The 14457-nt window shown below is 56.6% G+C and carries 11 protein-coding genes; 7 read left to right on the plus strand and 4 right to left on the minus strand.

The features are described 5' to 3' along the window. Positions 1-4 precede the first annotated feature (4 nt). From TU86_RS03660 to TU86_RS03670, 3 genes are all read left to right on the plus strand, one after another. Positions 5-856 (plus strand): ABC transporter permease, encoded by an 852-nt coding sequence (locus TU86_RS03660; protein ID WP_048362917.1) that lies wholly within the window; start codon positions 5-7, stop codon positions 854-856. Beyond that, positions 853-1683 carry a quaternary amine ABC transporter ATP-binding protein gene (locus TU86_RS03665; protein WP_048363039.1) on the plus strand — a complete coding sequence of 277 codons (831 nt, stop codon included), beginning with the start codon at positions 853-855 and terminating at the stop codon, positions 1681-1683. The genes TU86_RS03660 and TU86_RS03665 overlap by 4 nt, the downstream gene beginning before the upstream one ends. Positions 1684-2612: 929 nt before the next feature. Continuing rightward, positions 2613-6512, plus strand: coding sequence for a dermonecrotic toxin domain-containing protein (locus TU86_RS03670; protein ID WP_157395878.1), 3900 nt, complete (start codon positions 2613-2615; stop codon positions 6510-6512). Between the two features lie 30 nt (positions 6513-6542). Here the strand turns inward: TU86_RS03670 and TU86_RS03675 are convergent, their stop codons facing one another. Continuing rightward, on the minus strand, positions 6543-7169 hold the full coding sequence (locus TU86_RS03675; protein WP_048362919.1) for a serine-tRNA(Ala) deacylase AlaX: 627 nt from the start codon (positions 7167-7169) through the stop codon (positions 6543-6545). Between the two features lie 87 nt (positions 7170-7256). On the opposite strand from TU86_RS03675, the gene TU86_RS03680 reads away from it, so the two are divergent. Next, positions 7257-8201: a LysR family transcriptional regulator gene (locus TU86_RS03680; RefSeq protein WP_048362920.1), complete on the plus strand. Its 945-nt coding sequence runs from the start codon at positions 7257-7259 to the stop codon at positions 8199-8201. 85 nt (positions 8202-8286) lie between these two features. Here the strand turns inward: TU86_RS03680 and TU86_RS03685 are convergent, their stop codons facing one another. Next, positions 8287-8703, minus strand: a complete 417-nt coding sequence (locus TU86_RS03685; RefSeq protein WP_048362921.1) for a PA2817 family protein — start codon at positions 8701-8703, stop codon at positions 8287-8289. 61 nt (positions 8704-8764) lie between these two features. Then, positions 8765-11212, minus strand: a complete 2448-nt coding sequence (locus TU86_RS03690; RefSeq protein WP_048362922.1) for an acyl-CoA dehydrogenase — start codon at positions 11210-11212, stop codon at positions 8765-8767. Between the two features lie 151 nt (positions 11213-11363). Here TU86_RS03690 and TU86_RS03695 point away from each other — a divergent pair, with 151 nt between their 5' ends. The 3 genes from TU86_RS03695 (at position 11364) to TU86_RS03705 (ending at position 13831) form a co-directional block, all read left to right on the plus strand. Continuing rightward, positions 11364-11987 (plus strand): glutathione S-transferase family protein, encoded by a 624-nt coding sequence (locus TU86_RS03695; protein ID WP_048362923.1) that lies wholly within the window; start codon positions 11364-11366, stop codon positions 11985-11987. 135 nt (positions 11988-12122) lie between these two features. After that, entirely contained in the window at positions 12123-13055 is a 933-nt protein-coding gene (locus TU86_RS03700) for an ABC transporter ATP-binding protein (protein ID WP_048362924.1), read from the plus strand. After that, complete coding sequence (locus TU86_RS03705; RefSeq protein WP_048362925.1) at positions 13052-13831, plus strand: ABC transporter permease; 780 nt, start codon at positions 13052-13054, stop codon at positions 13829-13831. Before TU86_RS03700 ends, TU86_RS03705 begins: the two co-directional genes overlap by 4 nt. A 42-nt stretch (positions 13832-13873) precedes the next feature. Here TU86_RS03705 and TU86_RS03710 read toward each other — a convergent pair whose 3' ends face one another. Then, positions 13874-14389 carry a DUF2062 domain-containing protein gene (locus TU86_RS03710; protein ID WP_048362926.1) on the minus strand — a complete coding sequence of 172 codons (516 nt, stop codon included), beginning with the start codon at positions 14387-14389 and terminating at the stop codon, positions 13874-13876. Between the last annotated feature and the right edge of the window lie 68 nt (positions 14390-14457).

Consider the following 14457-nt stretch of genomic DNA (forward strand, 5'->3'; position numbering starts at 1 on the left):
CTGCATGTTTCCAGACAACATGACGTTTTCCATCGCAGGCTGGGTCAATGACGGCGTGGACGCGCTGGTCAGCCATTACGGCGATGTGTTCAGGCACATCTCCGACACGCTGCTGTGGGCCATCATCAACCTTGAAAACCTGCTGCGCATCACCCCCTGGTGGCTGATGCTGGCCATCGTGGGGGCGATTGCCTGGCACGCCACCCGTAAAGTCCTCAGCACAGTGGTGATTGTTGGCCTGCTGTTTCTGGTCGGTGCCGTCGGGCTGTGGGACAAGCTGATGCAAACCCTGGCGCTGATGATGGTGGCCACGGTCATTTCGGTGATGTTGGGGGTTCCGCTGGGTATTCTCGCGGCGCGCAACAATCGCTTGCGAGCGGTGATGATGCCCTTGTTGGACATCATGCAAACCATGCCCAGCTTTGTGTATTTGATCCCGGTGTTGATGCTGTTCGGCCTGGGCAAGGTTCCGGCCATTTTTGCCACGGTGATCTATGCCGTACCGCCATTGATTCGCCTCACCGACCTGGGGTTGCGTCAGGTCGACCGTGAAGTGATGGAGGGGATCAACGCGTTTGGCGCCACCCCTTGGCAGCAACTGTTCGGCGTGCAACTGCCGTTGGCGATGCCGAGCATCATGGCGGGCATCAACCAGACCACCATGATGGCACTGTCGATGGTGGTCATTGCATCGATGATTGGTGCGCGGGGTTTGGGCGAGGACGTGTTGGTCGGCATTCAGACGCTCAACGTGGGCAAGGGCCTGGAGGCCGGGCTGGCGATTGTGATTTTGGCAGTGGTCATTGACCGTATCACCCAGGCCTATGGCCGACCTCGGCATGGGCCTCAGGAATGACAGACGTGACGATCAATAAAATCGAAGTGCGCAACGTGTTCAAGGTGTTCGGTAATCGCGAAAAAGACGTGCTGGCGCTGATCGGCGAAGGCAAGAGTAAGGAAGAAGTGTTGGCCAAAACGGGTTGCGTGATCGGGATCAACGACTTGTCGCTGTCGATCCGTGCCGGTGAAGTGTTCGTCATCATGGGCTTGTCCGGTTCCGGCAAGTCGACGCTGGTGCGTCACCTCAATCGTTTAATCGACCCCACCAGCGGCCAGATCCTGGTCGACGGTCAGAACATCCTTGATTACGACATGCCTGCGTTGCGTCAATTCAGGCGGCACAACGTCAGTATGGTGTTCCAGAATTTCGGCCTGTTGCCGCATCGCAACGTGCTGGAGAACGTCGCGTATGGGTTAAAGGTCAGGGGCGAGCGTCAGGCGCAATGCGATGAGCGCGCACGGCACTGGATCTCAGTGGTGGGCCTGCAAGGCTATGAGCACGCCTTTGTTCATCAGTTGTCGGGGGGAATGCGACAGCGCGTTGGTCTGGCACGTGCATTGGCCACCGACACCGACATCATCCTGATGGATGAAGCCTTCAGCGCCCTCGATCCGTTGATTCGCGCTGAGATGCAAGATCAACTGCTTGAGCTGCAACGCACATTGCAAAAAACCATTGTGTTTATCACCCATGACCTGGATGAAGCGCTGCGCATTGGCAATCGCATTGCCATTCTCAAAGATGGGCAATTGGTTCAGGTGGGCACGCCGCACGAAATTTTGCAGGCCCCTGCCGATGACTATGTTGACCGTTTTGTGCAGCGCCACCGGTCCAGCATTTAGCAATATCTGCTTACCACCACCCCCCGTGTTTCATCACGTTGAATCGCTTACTCGGTTGGCGTTGACGGTTACCCCGTCAGCCGGACTGTCTTTTAGCGATTCAATGCGATGGATTGACCATGAAAAAACTCTCTTCAACACCCGATTTAATTGCCCGATACAGTCCGTTGGGCAGCTTTGTTCATCAGGACTTTGCGCCTCGCCCTACCTTTCGCGGTGCAGCCATGCAGTGCTTCAACAGCCTGTTGCTCGACAAGTATCCGAACCTGAATGTGGGTGACAGTACGCCGCTGTGGATTGCTGAGCCGTTACCCATCACGAGCCAGGGGCAGCCCCCACGCTACCGGTTCATGGCGGTGGTTGAGGTACTGATTCAGTGTTATATCGATACTGAGCCGGTGCACTTGGTCCAAGGCTTTCATTGCCTGACCACGGACTCAACTGCCCAGCCCCCCACAGCCTTACCGGTTGATATGAGTGAGGTGCAAAAGCGGCTCAATGACTGCGCCGAATTATTAATGGATGCCTATCAACAGGCCTTGGCGCAGTTCTGGAGCGAAGCCACTGGGCGCGGTATCAGCCCGGTTCAATGGATACAGCAGGTACTGCAAGGAAGCCTGAACGCCGTCACTGCGCAACCTGGATCATTGCCGACTTTGACCGGGGATCAGGCGGCCGCATTGGCTGTCGTGGCCAACTTTCCCTATGCTGCGGTCCGTTCGAAAATGGCCGAAGAAACCCCGCTGCATGCTTATCTGATCAATATCCAATGCGTTGAAGCCACGCAGACCCAGCGCTTTCAGTTACCGGGGATGGGCCTGATTACACGTCTGATGCCCGACAAACTGTTAGTTCTCGGCTACTCGCTGGCGCATGGGGTCGAGGTGTTTGATTCTGTGCAAGCGTTCGGCACCGCCTTGACCCAGCGCTTGCAAGGGACACTCGATGGGCCGTTATTTACGTGGTCGTTACATGAGCCAGAAGGCAACTTTTTTACCGGGTTGGCGTTGACGCTGCTTGATCAACAGTTACGTCAACTGACCCGTGCTGGGCAGCGCGCTCAAACAGAGCGCTGGAGTGTGGGGCGGTTAATGCAAACGCTTGAGTCTGACAGTGCCATGTTCGATTTTTTCAGCCGCCCTGATCGTGCTGAGCTTGAGTGGGTGATGGCCAAGATGCCTGCGTGGCTCAGTCAGGCTGGGGCGCAGGATCTGATGGAATACAGCGCCTTAATGGCCGAGCAAGCGTCGCATAGACAGACTTTTCTGGACGGTATCGTGTCGCTTCCCGCCTACGCCGCCCAGGTTCTCAATACACGTTTCCAGCTCGATCACCCGGGTTTCAGTGTGGATGCCGCTAAGGTCGAAATCCATGATGTGTCGATCCAGAGTCTACAGTTGGGATGGCTGACAGAAGAAGTCATCCCATTACCAGAATTTGCGTTGATGTACGTCGGTGGAAAACCCGCTGGGCTTATGAATCTGAGTCTTCAAGATCAGCAGCGATTGCCGCACTGGTTGACCTCGGCTTACCTCAAAAAACTACTGGACGAACTTGATATTGGCAGCCAATACATTGCATTGATCAAGCGCCTGCTGGTGGATGATCGGGTTGAGTCCGCGCGCCGCCTGGCCTTGTACAAGCAGCAGCTGAGGGTGCAGTTGCCCCTGCAAGCGCTGGAAAAAAAGATTAAGGCGCAAGCCGGCTTTACGGCGGCAGGGTGGCAAATGCTCAAACATGTGCTCAACCCTGACTCAGTCGCGAGAGCGGTGTATGACCGCCTATGTGTCAGGCCGTTAGGCTTTTACGCTTATGAAGGGGCAGTACCTGATTATGTCGCCAACATGTTTGTGTTCGGCGCAAGAGATATTGGATCCGGGCCTTTTGTCCTCTACCGGCCACTGGCAGGTGAGGCCCTGCTGGAGTTTGCAACGTGGGGGGCCTTATTGGCGGCCATCAATCAGTCCGGTGAACTGCAAGAGACAGTGCTGGCGTGGCTTGATGACGACGCGCGCGGTTTTTATGCCGATGGCGGCTTTGAGCGACCGCATCTGGAAGGCGTTTTATTAGAAGGATTTTTGGCGCTTTTACCGCGCAGTGCAGCCAGGCTCAGTACGGAGCGCGTCGTGGGTGATGTTTTCACAGCGATGTTTAATAGCAATGCCAATGCATTAATAACCCTGTCTGACAGGCAAACGGTGTCGCGTTCAGAGCGGCGCTGGATGTTGTTCAAGCGCTATGCATGGACTGTCTTTAATGGTTTGACGTTTTTTGTCAGCGGCCCGTTGCAAAAAGCGGCGTGGCTGTTTCAAACCTTGGTTAGCCTTGAGAGCGGCTTACAGGCCCGTATCGAGGGTGATAAAGAGGCTGCCACGCAGACCGTGATTGATCTGCTATTCACTGTTAGCTTGGCGTTATTGCATGCAGGAATGAAATTTAAAGCAGGGCCCCATGAGCCACCAGACCTTAAAGCGCCCATTGATGAACCGACGTTCACGCTAATCGGGGATGAAAGACCGACGCCTGTTGAGCTGCCTGTGATGTCACCCCTGGCACAACAAAAGGTCCCCTCCATCAGTGGCCATTCAGTGATGCGTTTTTCAACCCTGGACTTTTCCTGGTTCAGTGCTTCACCCCAGCTCTCACAGAGCCTGCGCATCAGTCTGGAGACGTTCGCCGCAGACGTAGACCTCACCTCGGGTACGTCAATAGCGGTAGGCCCGTTAAAAGGCGTTATTAAATATCAAGGTAAGTCATATGTACGACTCGACGGCAAGGCTTACCGCATCACCCGCCAGGGTGATGGGTTAGTCGTGCAGGATGACAAGCAGCCTGAGCGGCTGGGGCCAAGGCTTAAAACAGATGGCTTGGGCCAATGGGATCTCGATTTGCGCTTGGGATTACGCGGGGGCGGGCCGAAGAAGCGTATTCAGGCATTACGTGCGCAAAAAAACGAAAAGCTGACCGAACTCGCCCAGGATGAAGAGCGCCTCTTGGCCGAGCTTGAAAGGCGTGATGGCGTACTGAAAATCAGTGAACAATTGCTGACCGCTAATCCTGAGCGGCTGACACAGCTGCTAGACCGCTATGAGCGCGATGTGGGCCTCTGGCGAACAACGACGCTTGAGCTAATCAAGGTCATGGGCAAGGCCAATAAGTTGATGCCGACGCAGCATTATGAAAAAAAGATGCAGGAGGTGTGGCCACGCGTCGTGCTCAGGCTGTTCAAGTTGCAGAATTATTTAGACGATGCGCTGCGAGGGTTGCCGGTCTCAAGCGTGCACCCGGCTTATCTCGATGGGCTAAAGGCCGTACTGAGCGGTATTAAAGACGCCAACAACGCGCCGTACGAACAATGGGTTGAGCATTTAAAGCAGGCAGAAAAGTTGGAGGAACGGCTTTTTAATAATTCTGTGTTTGAGTCTGAAGCCATTACACAAGCCATGCTCAGACCTTTGCCCAAAGGAAGTTCCTTGGCCGAACTCATGCAGCGGCCTGATCGGCAATATTTTGATTGGCATTGGGCGGTTGGATATCTGGAAACCCTGTGTGAGCTTCTGATTCGACGTGATGCAACGGATCTTCTGCCTGAAGAGCAATTTGCGTTTGACCTGTTTGGCCAAGGCACATTGAGTGATACGGCGTGGTCACAGCTGTACATCCCACGCGAGGGGGGATTTCTTGGTCTCCAACCTATCGACGTGTTCGACAGTGCAATCGAGCAATATGCGTCGGCTGATGCCATTTGCGTAAGCCTTGAGCAGCTTGGCTCCGAGCACTTTCGTAACGAGTATTTGCCTTCCATTCGCCGAGTGCTGGAGCATCTCAGGGGGCTTGCCGAAACGCAGCTGGAAATGGCCATTCGTGAGCCAGAAAGCGCCTCATCTCAATTGGATGAGCCAAGGCCTGGGCCAAGCAGTCAGATGCGGGTACCCGTTGCGAAAGCCGTGCCATTAAGCCCGGCACACAAGATCATCAAAACCACTAAGAAGCAGACATTGGTGGGCATAAAGCGTGAGTCTCCCACCCAGCCCGGCGATGAAATCGTGGACGTGACCGAGGGTGTGGATCGTATGCAGATTCGCTCCTTTCGCCAGCTCGAAAATGGCCATTGGGAAGAGTTCGGCAGTACCCGTCCCTCAACGGCACAGGTTTCGCATACCAAGAATCTGGTGAGGCTGGAGGCCGATGCACGGAGCTTACTGGGGCGTTTGCCCAAGGTGATTCAAGACAACCGGGCAAGTGCCGCGACATCAAAAATCCCGATTGAAATTGAAGAAATACTGACGTTCAAAGCCCAGTCAATGGAGGAGGTGGGCCGGCAGATCGAACAGATCGTCATGGCCACGCCTGCGCACACCCCGACGTTAACTGAGGCCCGCAGAAGCGTTGTGCTGGCGTTGAGCCAAGAACTTGCGATAGAAGCGAAAGTGCTGCGTTCAGAGGGCAAAAATTTACGGACTCAGATCATTAAACGACTGCCACCGACAGGGCCAAATGTTGACTATTTAAAGACCCAAAATGAGATCACCATTGTGCGCGAAGGCCCTAGGCGGCATTTATCCAAGGGGCAACGCAAAGATTACCTTCAGGAATATACGATCAGTGACAAGGACGGCAAGGTGCTGTGGTTTGCGCATTTTCACTATCCTGCGCTCGACACCCCCGAGGCTGCTTTTGATGTGGCGCACTTGAAAACCGCCAATCAGAGAACGTTGAGTGAAAGGGCGCTTTATGCCAGAGCCAAGACTGCCCACGATTATATCGAGGTGTACCGCGCCAAATTAGACAAGGATTTGGCGCAGCGTCTTTTTCTGTCGACGCCATAGTGCCGCAAGTGGTGGAGGCAGGCGGTGCTGTCAGTCCAGTTCATAACGCACTGACAGCACCCCTTTTTTCTCGGTAACCGATAGCACCTTCACGGCCTGCAACTCGCACAGCGAACGCACATGGGTGCCGCCGCACGGGTACCTTGGCAGCTCACCAAAACTGACCGCGCGCTGTGGGGCGTCGAGGTGCAAATGCCGGGGCAGGTCGGCGCTGATCCAGTGCGTGAGTTGCTGCTCAATGGCGCTTGCATCCAGTGTTTGGGGCTGCTCGCCGGGTACAAAGCTGACTCGGCATTCACCCGGCCAATGGTGAGCTTTGGTGGGTATCCAGCCAGCTTGTTCGCCCACCACGCCGATCAAGTGCCCGGCCGAATGCAGTCGGGTATTCAACTGGCGACGCTGGGCATCGACGCGAACCTGTACCGGGCCAAGGGCAACGGGTTGCTTGAGGTAATGCACGATGCTGTCGTGTTCTTGTAGCGCTTTGAGTACTTCACTGTCGCCGATCCAGCCAATGTCTGACGGTTGCCCGCCACCTTGCGGGTGAAACGGCGTGGCCTGCAGGGTCACGGCAAAGCCTTCCTCGTGGGGGGTGCATTGCATCACCACGGCATCGGCAGTCAGTGTGTCGTCGGAAAAATAAAGGCGTTGAGTCATCACGGTGTCCTGATCGAATTCTTTTTCTAGTATAGAAAAGCGCACTCGGTGTGATAATTCCTGCAAATTTCAATGGACCTGTGCGTCATGAGCATAAATCTACCGTTGTCGTTGTTGGCTGAAATGGTCGTGTTTGTGCGGGTGGCTGAGGCCGGGAGCTTCTCTGAAGTGGCACGCCAGCTGGGTACCTCACCGTCGGCTGTCAGTCGCAGTATTTCGCGCCTTGAAAAAGCGCTGGCGCTGCGTTTGCTACAGCGCACCACGCGTAAATTACGTTTAAGCGAGGGCGGTGAGGCCGTATTCAAGCGCTGCTGCGAGGTGGTGGGGGCGGCCCAATCGGTGATGGAGCTCAGTGGCCAGTTTACGCAGGAGCCTGAAGGCTTGATCCGGGTCAGCGTGCCCAAGGCCATCGGGCGCTATGTGATTCACCCGCACATGGCGGATTTTTTGCGCCGTTATCCAAAAGTCGATGTGCAGATGATGTTGGAAGATCGCTACGTCGACCTGATTGATGACAACGTTGACCTGAGTATCCGCATCACAGACCAACCCGCGCCGGGGTTGGTGGGGCGCCAGCTGTTTGCGCTGGAGCACGTACTGTGTGCCACGCCCGCTTACCTGGCTGAACACGGCCTACCGGCCCGGCCCGAAGACTTGCGTGCGCACAGTTGCATTTACCTGGGGGAAACCCCGGCGGATGCGCGCTGGAAGTTCAAGCAGGGTAGCAAGTCCGTGACCGTCGGGGTGCACGGGCGGTATGCGGCGAATCACACCGGGGTACGGCTGGAGGCGATCTTGCAGCACATCGGGATTGGCAGCGTGCCGTATTTCACGGCGCGCCACGCATTGGCCCAAGGGCTGGTCGTGCAAGTGCTGCCTGAATGGAGTTTTATTGCGTCCTACCATGGTGGCGTGTGGCTATTGCATGCGCCATCGCGTTATCTGCCGCCCAAGCTGCGGGTGTTTATTGATTTTTTAGTGGAGCGAATGGCGCAGGAGCCGACACTTGGCATGCCGCATAAGCAGGTGTAGCCGCAGGTGCAGCATGGGGCGCTGTGTGCCAAAAAAAGGCCCGCCCGGTTAAACCGGGCGGGCCTTTGAATGTTCAGACAAGCATTCAGTGCTGGGTGCTGTCTTCAGTCACGGGCATGACCATGAACTGCTTTTCCTGATTCCAGTCGAACGGTTCGCCGTTCAGTTCAGCTTCATGACGGCGCTCTTCCAGTGCCTGATACATGTCCAGTTCTTCATCCGAGAGGAAGTTGAAGCACGCACCGCCGAAGTACCACAGCAGGTCACGGGGAACCAGATGGGCGATCTGCGGGTAGCGTTCGATCACTTGGCACATGATGTCCTGGCCCAAGTACTGGCTGTTGATCGGGTCAACCGGCAGCGAACTGCGCATGTCGTCAAAGCGTTCCAGGAATAACGCGTGGCTTTCCTCAGGGATCTGCTCAGCGTCACCGACAGCAACCAGGATGCTGCGCAGAATATCGAGCAACACGAGGTTGTGGTTCAGATCGTTGGTGGCCATTGCGGTGTCCTCTAAACAAAACGGGCGCGGGAGTATAAAGCCCCGCGCGCCCGCTGTCGTGCTATCGAATCTTTCCTTCGCTGAGAGTTAGCTCATCTTTGGAAAAATCATCCACGTCAATCACCTTGCGACGTGCGGCTTCGGCCTCGCGCAAGGTCTGCGCCTCGTCGGGTTGCAGCACGCCTGCTTTCACGCCTGCCTCAATCGCCGGTTCGCCGGCGGCGGGGTTGACCTGACCGCTTTTAAGGCCCTCATGCAATTTTTTGAACAGTGGATGGGCGGCGCTGAGCAGTTCGCTGGCGTGTTGCAGGGCGCCGACAGGATCGTCAGCCGATTGTGGGCGATAGCAACCTGCCAACACCGCTTCAAGGGTCGGGTCGCCCTTGGCGCGGCCCAATACAGCGGCGACTTCAGCGTCCAGCGCATCGGACGGCCCGGTGTGGCGACGCCCAAACGGGAACACGATGGCGCGCAACAAGAAGCCCAGTGTGCGACTCGGGAAGTTTTGCAGCAGCTCATCCAGCGCGCGCTCGGCATGGCCCAGGCTTTCTTGCATGGCCCAGTTGAACAGCGGGTTGAGGTACTCGGGCGAGTCCATGTCGTGGTAGCGCTTGAGTGCGGCCGAAGCCAGATACAGGTTGCTGAGCACATCGCCCAGACGTGCGGACAAGCGCTCACGGCGTTTTAACTCACCGCCCAGCAGCATCATGCTCAAATCGGCCAGCATCGCAAAGGCTGCGGCCTGGCGATTAAGCGCCCGGAAGTAACCTTGGCTCAATGCATTGCCGGGGGCTTTTTCAAGGCGCCCAAAGCCCAGGTTCAACACGAAGGTGCTAGCGGCATTGCTCACCGCAAATCCGATGTGGTTGAGCAGCAGTCCATCAAATTCGTGCAACGCTTGCGCGTGATCTTCGCGCCCGGCCAGCGCCATTTCCTTCAGTACAAACGGATGGCAGCGGATTGCGCCCTGGCCGAAGATCATCAGGTTGCGCGACAGAATGTTTGCGCCTTCGACGGTGATGAAGATCGGCGCCCCTTGCCAGCTGCGGCCCAAATAGTTATTGGGCCCCATGATGATGCCCTTGCCACCGTGAACGTCCATCGCATGGCTGATGCATTCGCGGCCGCGCTCGGTGAGGTGGTACTTGAGAATGGCCGACAGGACCGAGGGTTTTTCGCCCAGATCCACAGCGTTGGCGGTCAGCATGCGGGCGCTGTCCATCAGCCAGGCATTACCGCCAATACGGGCCAGGGCTTCTTGAATGCCTTCGAAGGCGGCCAGCGGTACGTTGAATTGCTCACGCACTTGCGCATATTGCCCGGTCACCAGGCTGGTGAACTTGGCGGCGCCTGTGCCGACCGCCGGGAGTGAAATCGACCGCCCGACCGACAGGCAGTTCATCAGCATCATCCAGCCCTTGCCAAGCATTTCCTGGCCGCCGATCAGGTAGTCCAGCGGGATGAACACGTCTTTGCCGCTGTTCGGGCCATTCATGAAGGCCGCGCCCAGTGGCAAGTGACGGCGGCCTATGTCGACGCCCGGTGTGTCGGTGGGGATCAACGCCAGGCTGATGCCCAGGTCTTTTTCCTCGCCCAGCAGGTGGTCCGGGTCGTGAGCCTTGAACGCCAGCCCCAGCAGCGTGGCGACCGGGCCGAGCGTGATGTAGCGTTTTTCCCAATTCAGACGCAGGCCGATCACTTCTTCGCCTTGCCACTGACCTTTGCATATGATCCCGGTGTCGGGCATGGCGCCCGCGTCAGAACCCGCGAGCGGGCCGGTGAGCGCAAAACAAGGGATGTCATCCCCCCGGGCCAGACGTGGCAGGTAATGGTTGCGTTGCTCGTCGGTGCCGTAATGCAACAACAGCTCAGCCGGGCCGAGTGAGTTGGGCACCATCACCGTGGAGGCCAGATCGCCGCTGCGGGTGGCAAGCTTCATCGCCACTTGCGAGTGTGCATAGGCCGAGAAACCTTTGCCGCCGAATTCTTTGGGGATGATCAGCGCAAAAAAACCGTGCTCTTTGATGTGCGCCCACGCTTGGGGGGGTAAGTCCATGCGCTGGCCGATGTCCCAATCACTGACCATTGCACACAGTGCTTCGGTCGGGCCGTCGATGAAGGCTTGTTCTTCTTCTGTGAGTTGGACCTTGGGGTAGGCCAGCAACTGGTTCCAGTCGGGGCGGCCACTGAACAATTCGCCGTCCCACCACACGGTGCCCGCGTCGATGGCGTCGCGTTCGGTTTGCGACATGGGCGGCAGTGTTTTTTGAAACCAGTTAAAAAGCGGCGCGGTGAATACTTTGCGCCGCATATCAGGCAGTAACAACAGGGCGGCGGGGACCGCCAGCAGGATCCAGAAAATACCCAACAGCCAGCCCGGAGCATGACTGAACAGGCCCATGGCGAGTAGATAGACCGCGACCACGCCCATGGCGGGCAGCGGGGCAACGCGACGATGCGCCAGCCAGGCGACGCCAACGATTAAAACCACAATCCACAACAACAGCATATTCAATCCTCCGTGAAGCCAGGGGCGGGCACCTTTGTGAGCTTAGTCGCAAGTCGTGATCAAGGCGTTATGGATAGTGACCTCGCGCGGGAGGCGGAGTTCGTCTGGCAAGGTTAGACTGCCCCGGCGTCTATCAATCAGGAGTTGAGTCATGCTCAAAGTGTGGGGTCGCAAGAATTCGTCAAATGTCAGAAAAGTGCTGTGGTGTGCCGAGGAGTTGGCGTTGCCTTACAACCGGCAAGAGGCCGGAGGTGCTTTCGGTGTGGTCGATACCCCCGAATATAGGGCGTTGAACCCGAATGGCCGGGTGCCAATGATCGAGGACGATGGTTTCGTGTTGTGGGAATCCAACACCATCGTGCGCTATTTGGCGGCCAGATATGGGTCAGACACCTCTTGGTATCAACGTGATGTTTGCGTGCGGGCGCAGGCCGACAAGTGGATGGACTGGACGACATCTTCATTCGCCGGGCCGTTTCGTGATCTGTTTTGGGGCATTTTACGGACCCCCGCCGAACAGCAGGATTGGGGGGTGATTAACGCCGCGAGTAAACACTGCGCCGAATTGTTATCGCTGGTTGACCAGGCGTTGTCACAAAAGCCTTACCTGTCCGGTGATGAAATCGGCATGGGGGATATACCGCTGGGATCGTTTATTTACGCCTGGTTTGAAATGCCCATCGAACGCCCGCGCATGCAGCATCTTGAGGCGTGGTACGAGCGTCTGAAGCTGCGTCCGGCCTATCGCAACTCGGTCATGACTGCGTTGACTTAATACCCACTATTAATACGGGCGACTGTACTTGTGCGTCGAGGCCAAGCACCATGCACCTTGCGTGTCGGACTTGTATGACTGACGGCTCGCCCTTATCTACACCTCCCATTCCCTCATCTTGGTGCGTAATCAGATATGAGTTCCGCTCTGTCCATACGGCAGCTAACCAAAACCTACGGCAACGGTTTCCAGGCCCTGAGTGGTATCGATCTGGATGTATCCGAAGGTGACTTTTTCGCGTTGCTCGGCCCGAACGGGGCTGGCAAATCCACCACCATTGGCATTCTCTCGACGCTGGTCAACAAGACGGGCGGCACGGTGAATGTGTTTGGTCATGATCTTGACCGTGAACCTGCTGCACTCAAGCGCTGTATTGGCGTGGTGCCGCAGGAGTTCAACTTTAACCAGTTTGAAAAAACCTTCGACATTGTCGTGACTCAGGCGGGGTATTACGGCATTCCGGCGAAAATCGCCAAGGAACGTGCCGAAAAGTACCTCACCCAGCTGGGGTTGTGGGACAAGCGCGACACACCTTCACGTTCGTTGTCCGGCGGCATGAAGCGCCGTCTGATGATTGCCCGCGCCTTGGTGCATGAGCCGCGGCTGTTGATTCTCGATGAGCCGACCGCAGGCGTGGACATTGAGCTGCGTCGCTCGATGTGGAGCTTTCTCACCGAGCTGAATGAGCAGGGCACCACCATCATCCTCACCACCCACTACCTGGAAGAGGCTGAGCAGTTGTGCCGCAACATCGGGATCATTGATCACGGCACCATCGTTGAAAACACCAGCATGCGCCAGTTGCTTGGCCAGTTACATGTCGAAACCTTCCTGCTTGATTTGAAAACCCCGTTGCAGGCTGCACCGCAGTTGATCGGCTACCCAAGTGCGTTGCTCGACAGCGCCACGCTGGAAGTCCAGGTGGACAAGGCGGTCGGCATCACGGGTCTGTTCACGCAATTGGCGGCACAGCACATTGAAGTGGTGAGCCTGCGCAATAAAACCAATCGCCTTGAGGAGTTGTTCGTGTCGCTGGTCGAAAAAAATCTGGCAAAGGTGGCGATATGAGCTCGGAGCTGCGCCCCAATCTGATTGCGTTAAACACCATTGTTTACCGTGAAGTGCGACGTTTCATGCGCATCTGGCCGCAAACCCTGCTGCCACCAGCGATCACCATGGTTTTGTACTTCGTGATCTTCGGTAACCTGATTGGCCGACAAATCGGTGATATGGGTGGTTTCACCTATATGGAGTACATCGTGCCGGGCCTGATCATGATGTCGGTGATCACCAACGCCTACGGCAACGTGGTATCGAGCTTCTTTGGCGCCAAGTTCCAGCGCTCGATTGAAGAACTGATGGTGTCGCCGGTATCGCCGCACATCATCCTCATCGGTTTTACCGTGGGCGGGATTTTGCGCGGGCTGATGGTGGGTGTGATCGTGACCTTGCTGTCGCTGTTCTTTACCGACCTGCAAGTGCACCACTTGGGACTGACGGTGGCCGTGGTGGTGCTGACGGCGACTATCTTTTCGCTGTTGGGGTTCGTCAACGCGGTATTTGCGCGTAACTTCGATGATATTTCGATCATCCCAACCTTCGTGCTGACGCCCTTGACCTACCTGGGCGGGGTGTTCTACTCCATCAGCTTGTTGCCGCCGTTCTGGCAGACGGTCTCGATGGCCAACCCGGTGCTGCACATGGTCAACGCCTTCCGTTACGGCATTCTGGGTGTCTCGGACATCAAGATCAGTGTGGCACTGACCTTCATGGTCATTGCGACCGTGGTGCTTTACCTGCTGTGCGCGCGGTTGCTGGTCAGCGGTCGCGGCATGCGTCAGTAGCAAACATGACGGTAGGTTTTTTTTGCGCGAAACGACGCCCCTTCAGGGGCGTTTTTTTTGTCGGCGTTTCCATTGGCGGTTCACCCACCAACGCCAATACAGCTGGGTCAGGCAATAAGCCAGCGCACCCAACACCACGCCACACACCACCGAACCCAGTAGAAAAGGCTGCCACACCGTAGACAGTTGCCCGCTGATCCACTCCCACGTCAGGTTCTCGGGCAGGCTGCGTGCCGGCACATTCATCAACCACGCCCCCAGTTTGTAGGTGCAATAAAAAACCGGCGGCATGGTAATCGGATTGGTCAGCCATACCAGGCCAACCGAAATGGGCATGTTGCTGCGCACGGTAATGGCGAGGAAGGCGGCCAGTAGCATCTGGAAAGGCATGGGGATAAATGCCGCAAAAATGCCCACTGCCATTGCGCGGGAAACCGAGTGCCGATTCAGGTGCCACAGATTGGGGTCATGTAGCAGGGTGCCCATAAAGCGTAAGGATTTGTGTTCCCTGATGCTGGCTGGGTCTGGCATGTAACGTTTAAACAAACGCCGTGGCATGGGCCTCTCCCGGGAATGAATGGGGCAGTATGCCCAAATTCACTCTTCTGCCTATTCAGACTTTGTGA

Origin of the sequence: Pseudomonas weihenstephanensis, from assembly GCF_001043055.1 — a bacterium.
Taxonomy (GTDB): Bacteria; Pseudomonadota; Gammaproteobacteria; order Pseudomonadales; family Pseudomonadaceae; genus Aquipseudomonas; species Aquipseudomonas weihenstephanensis.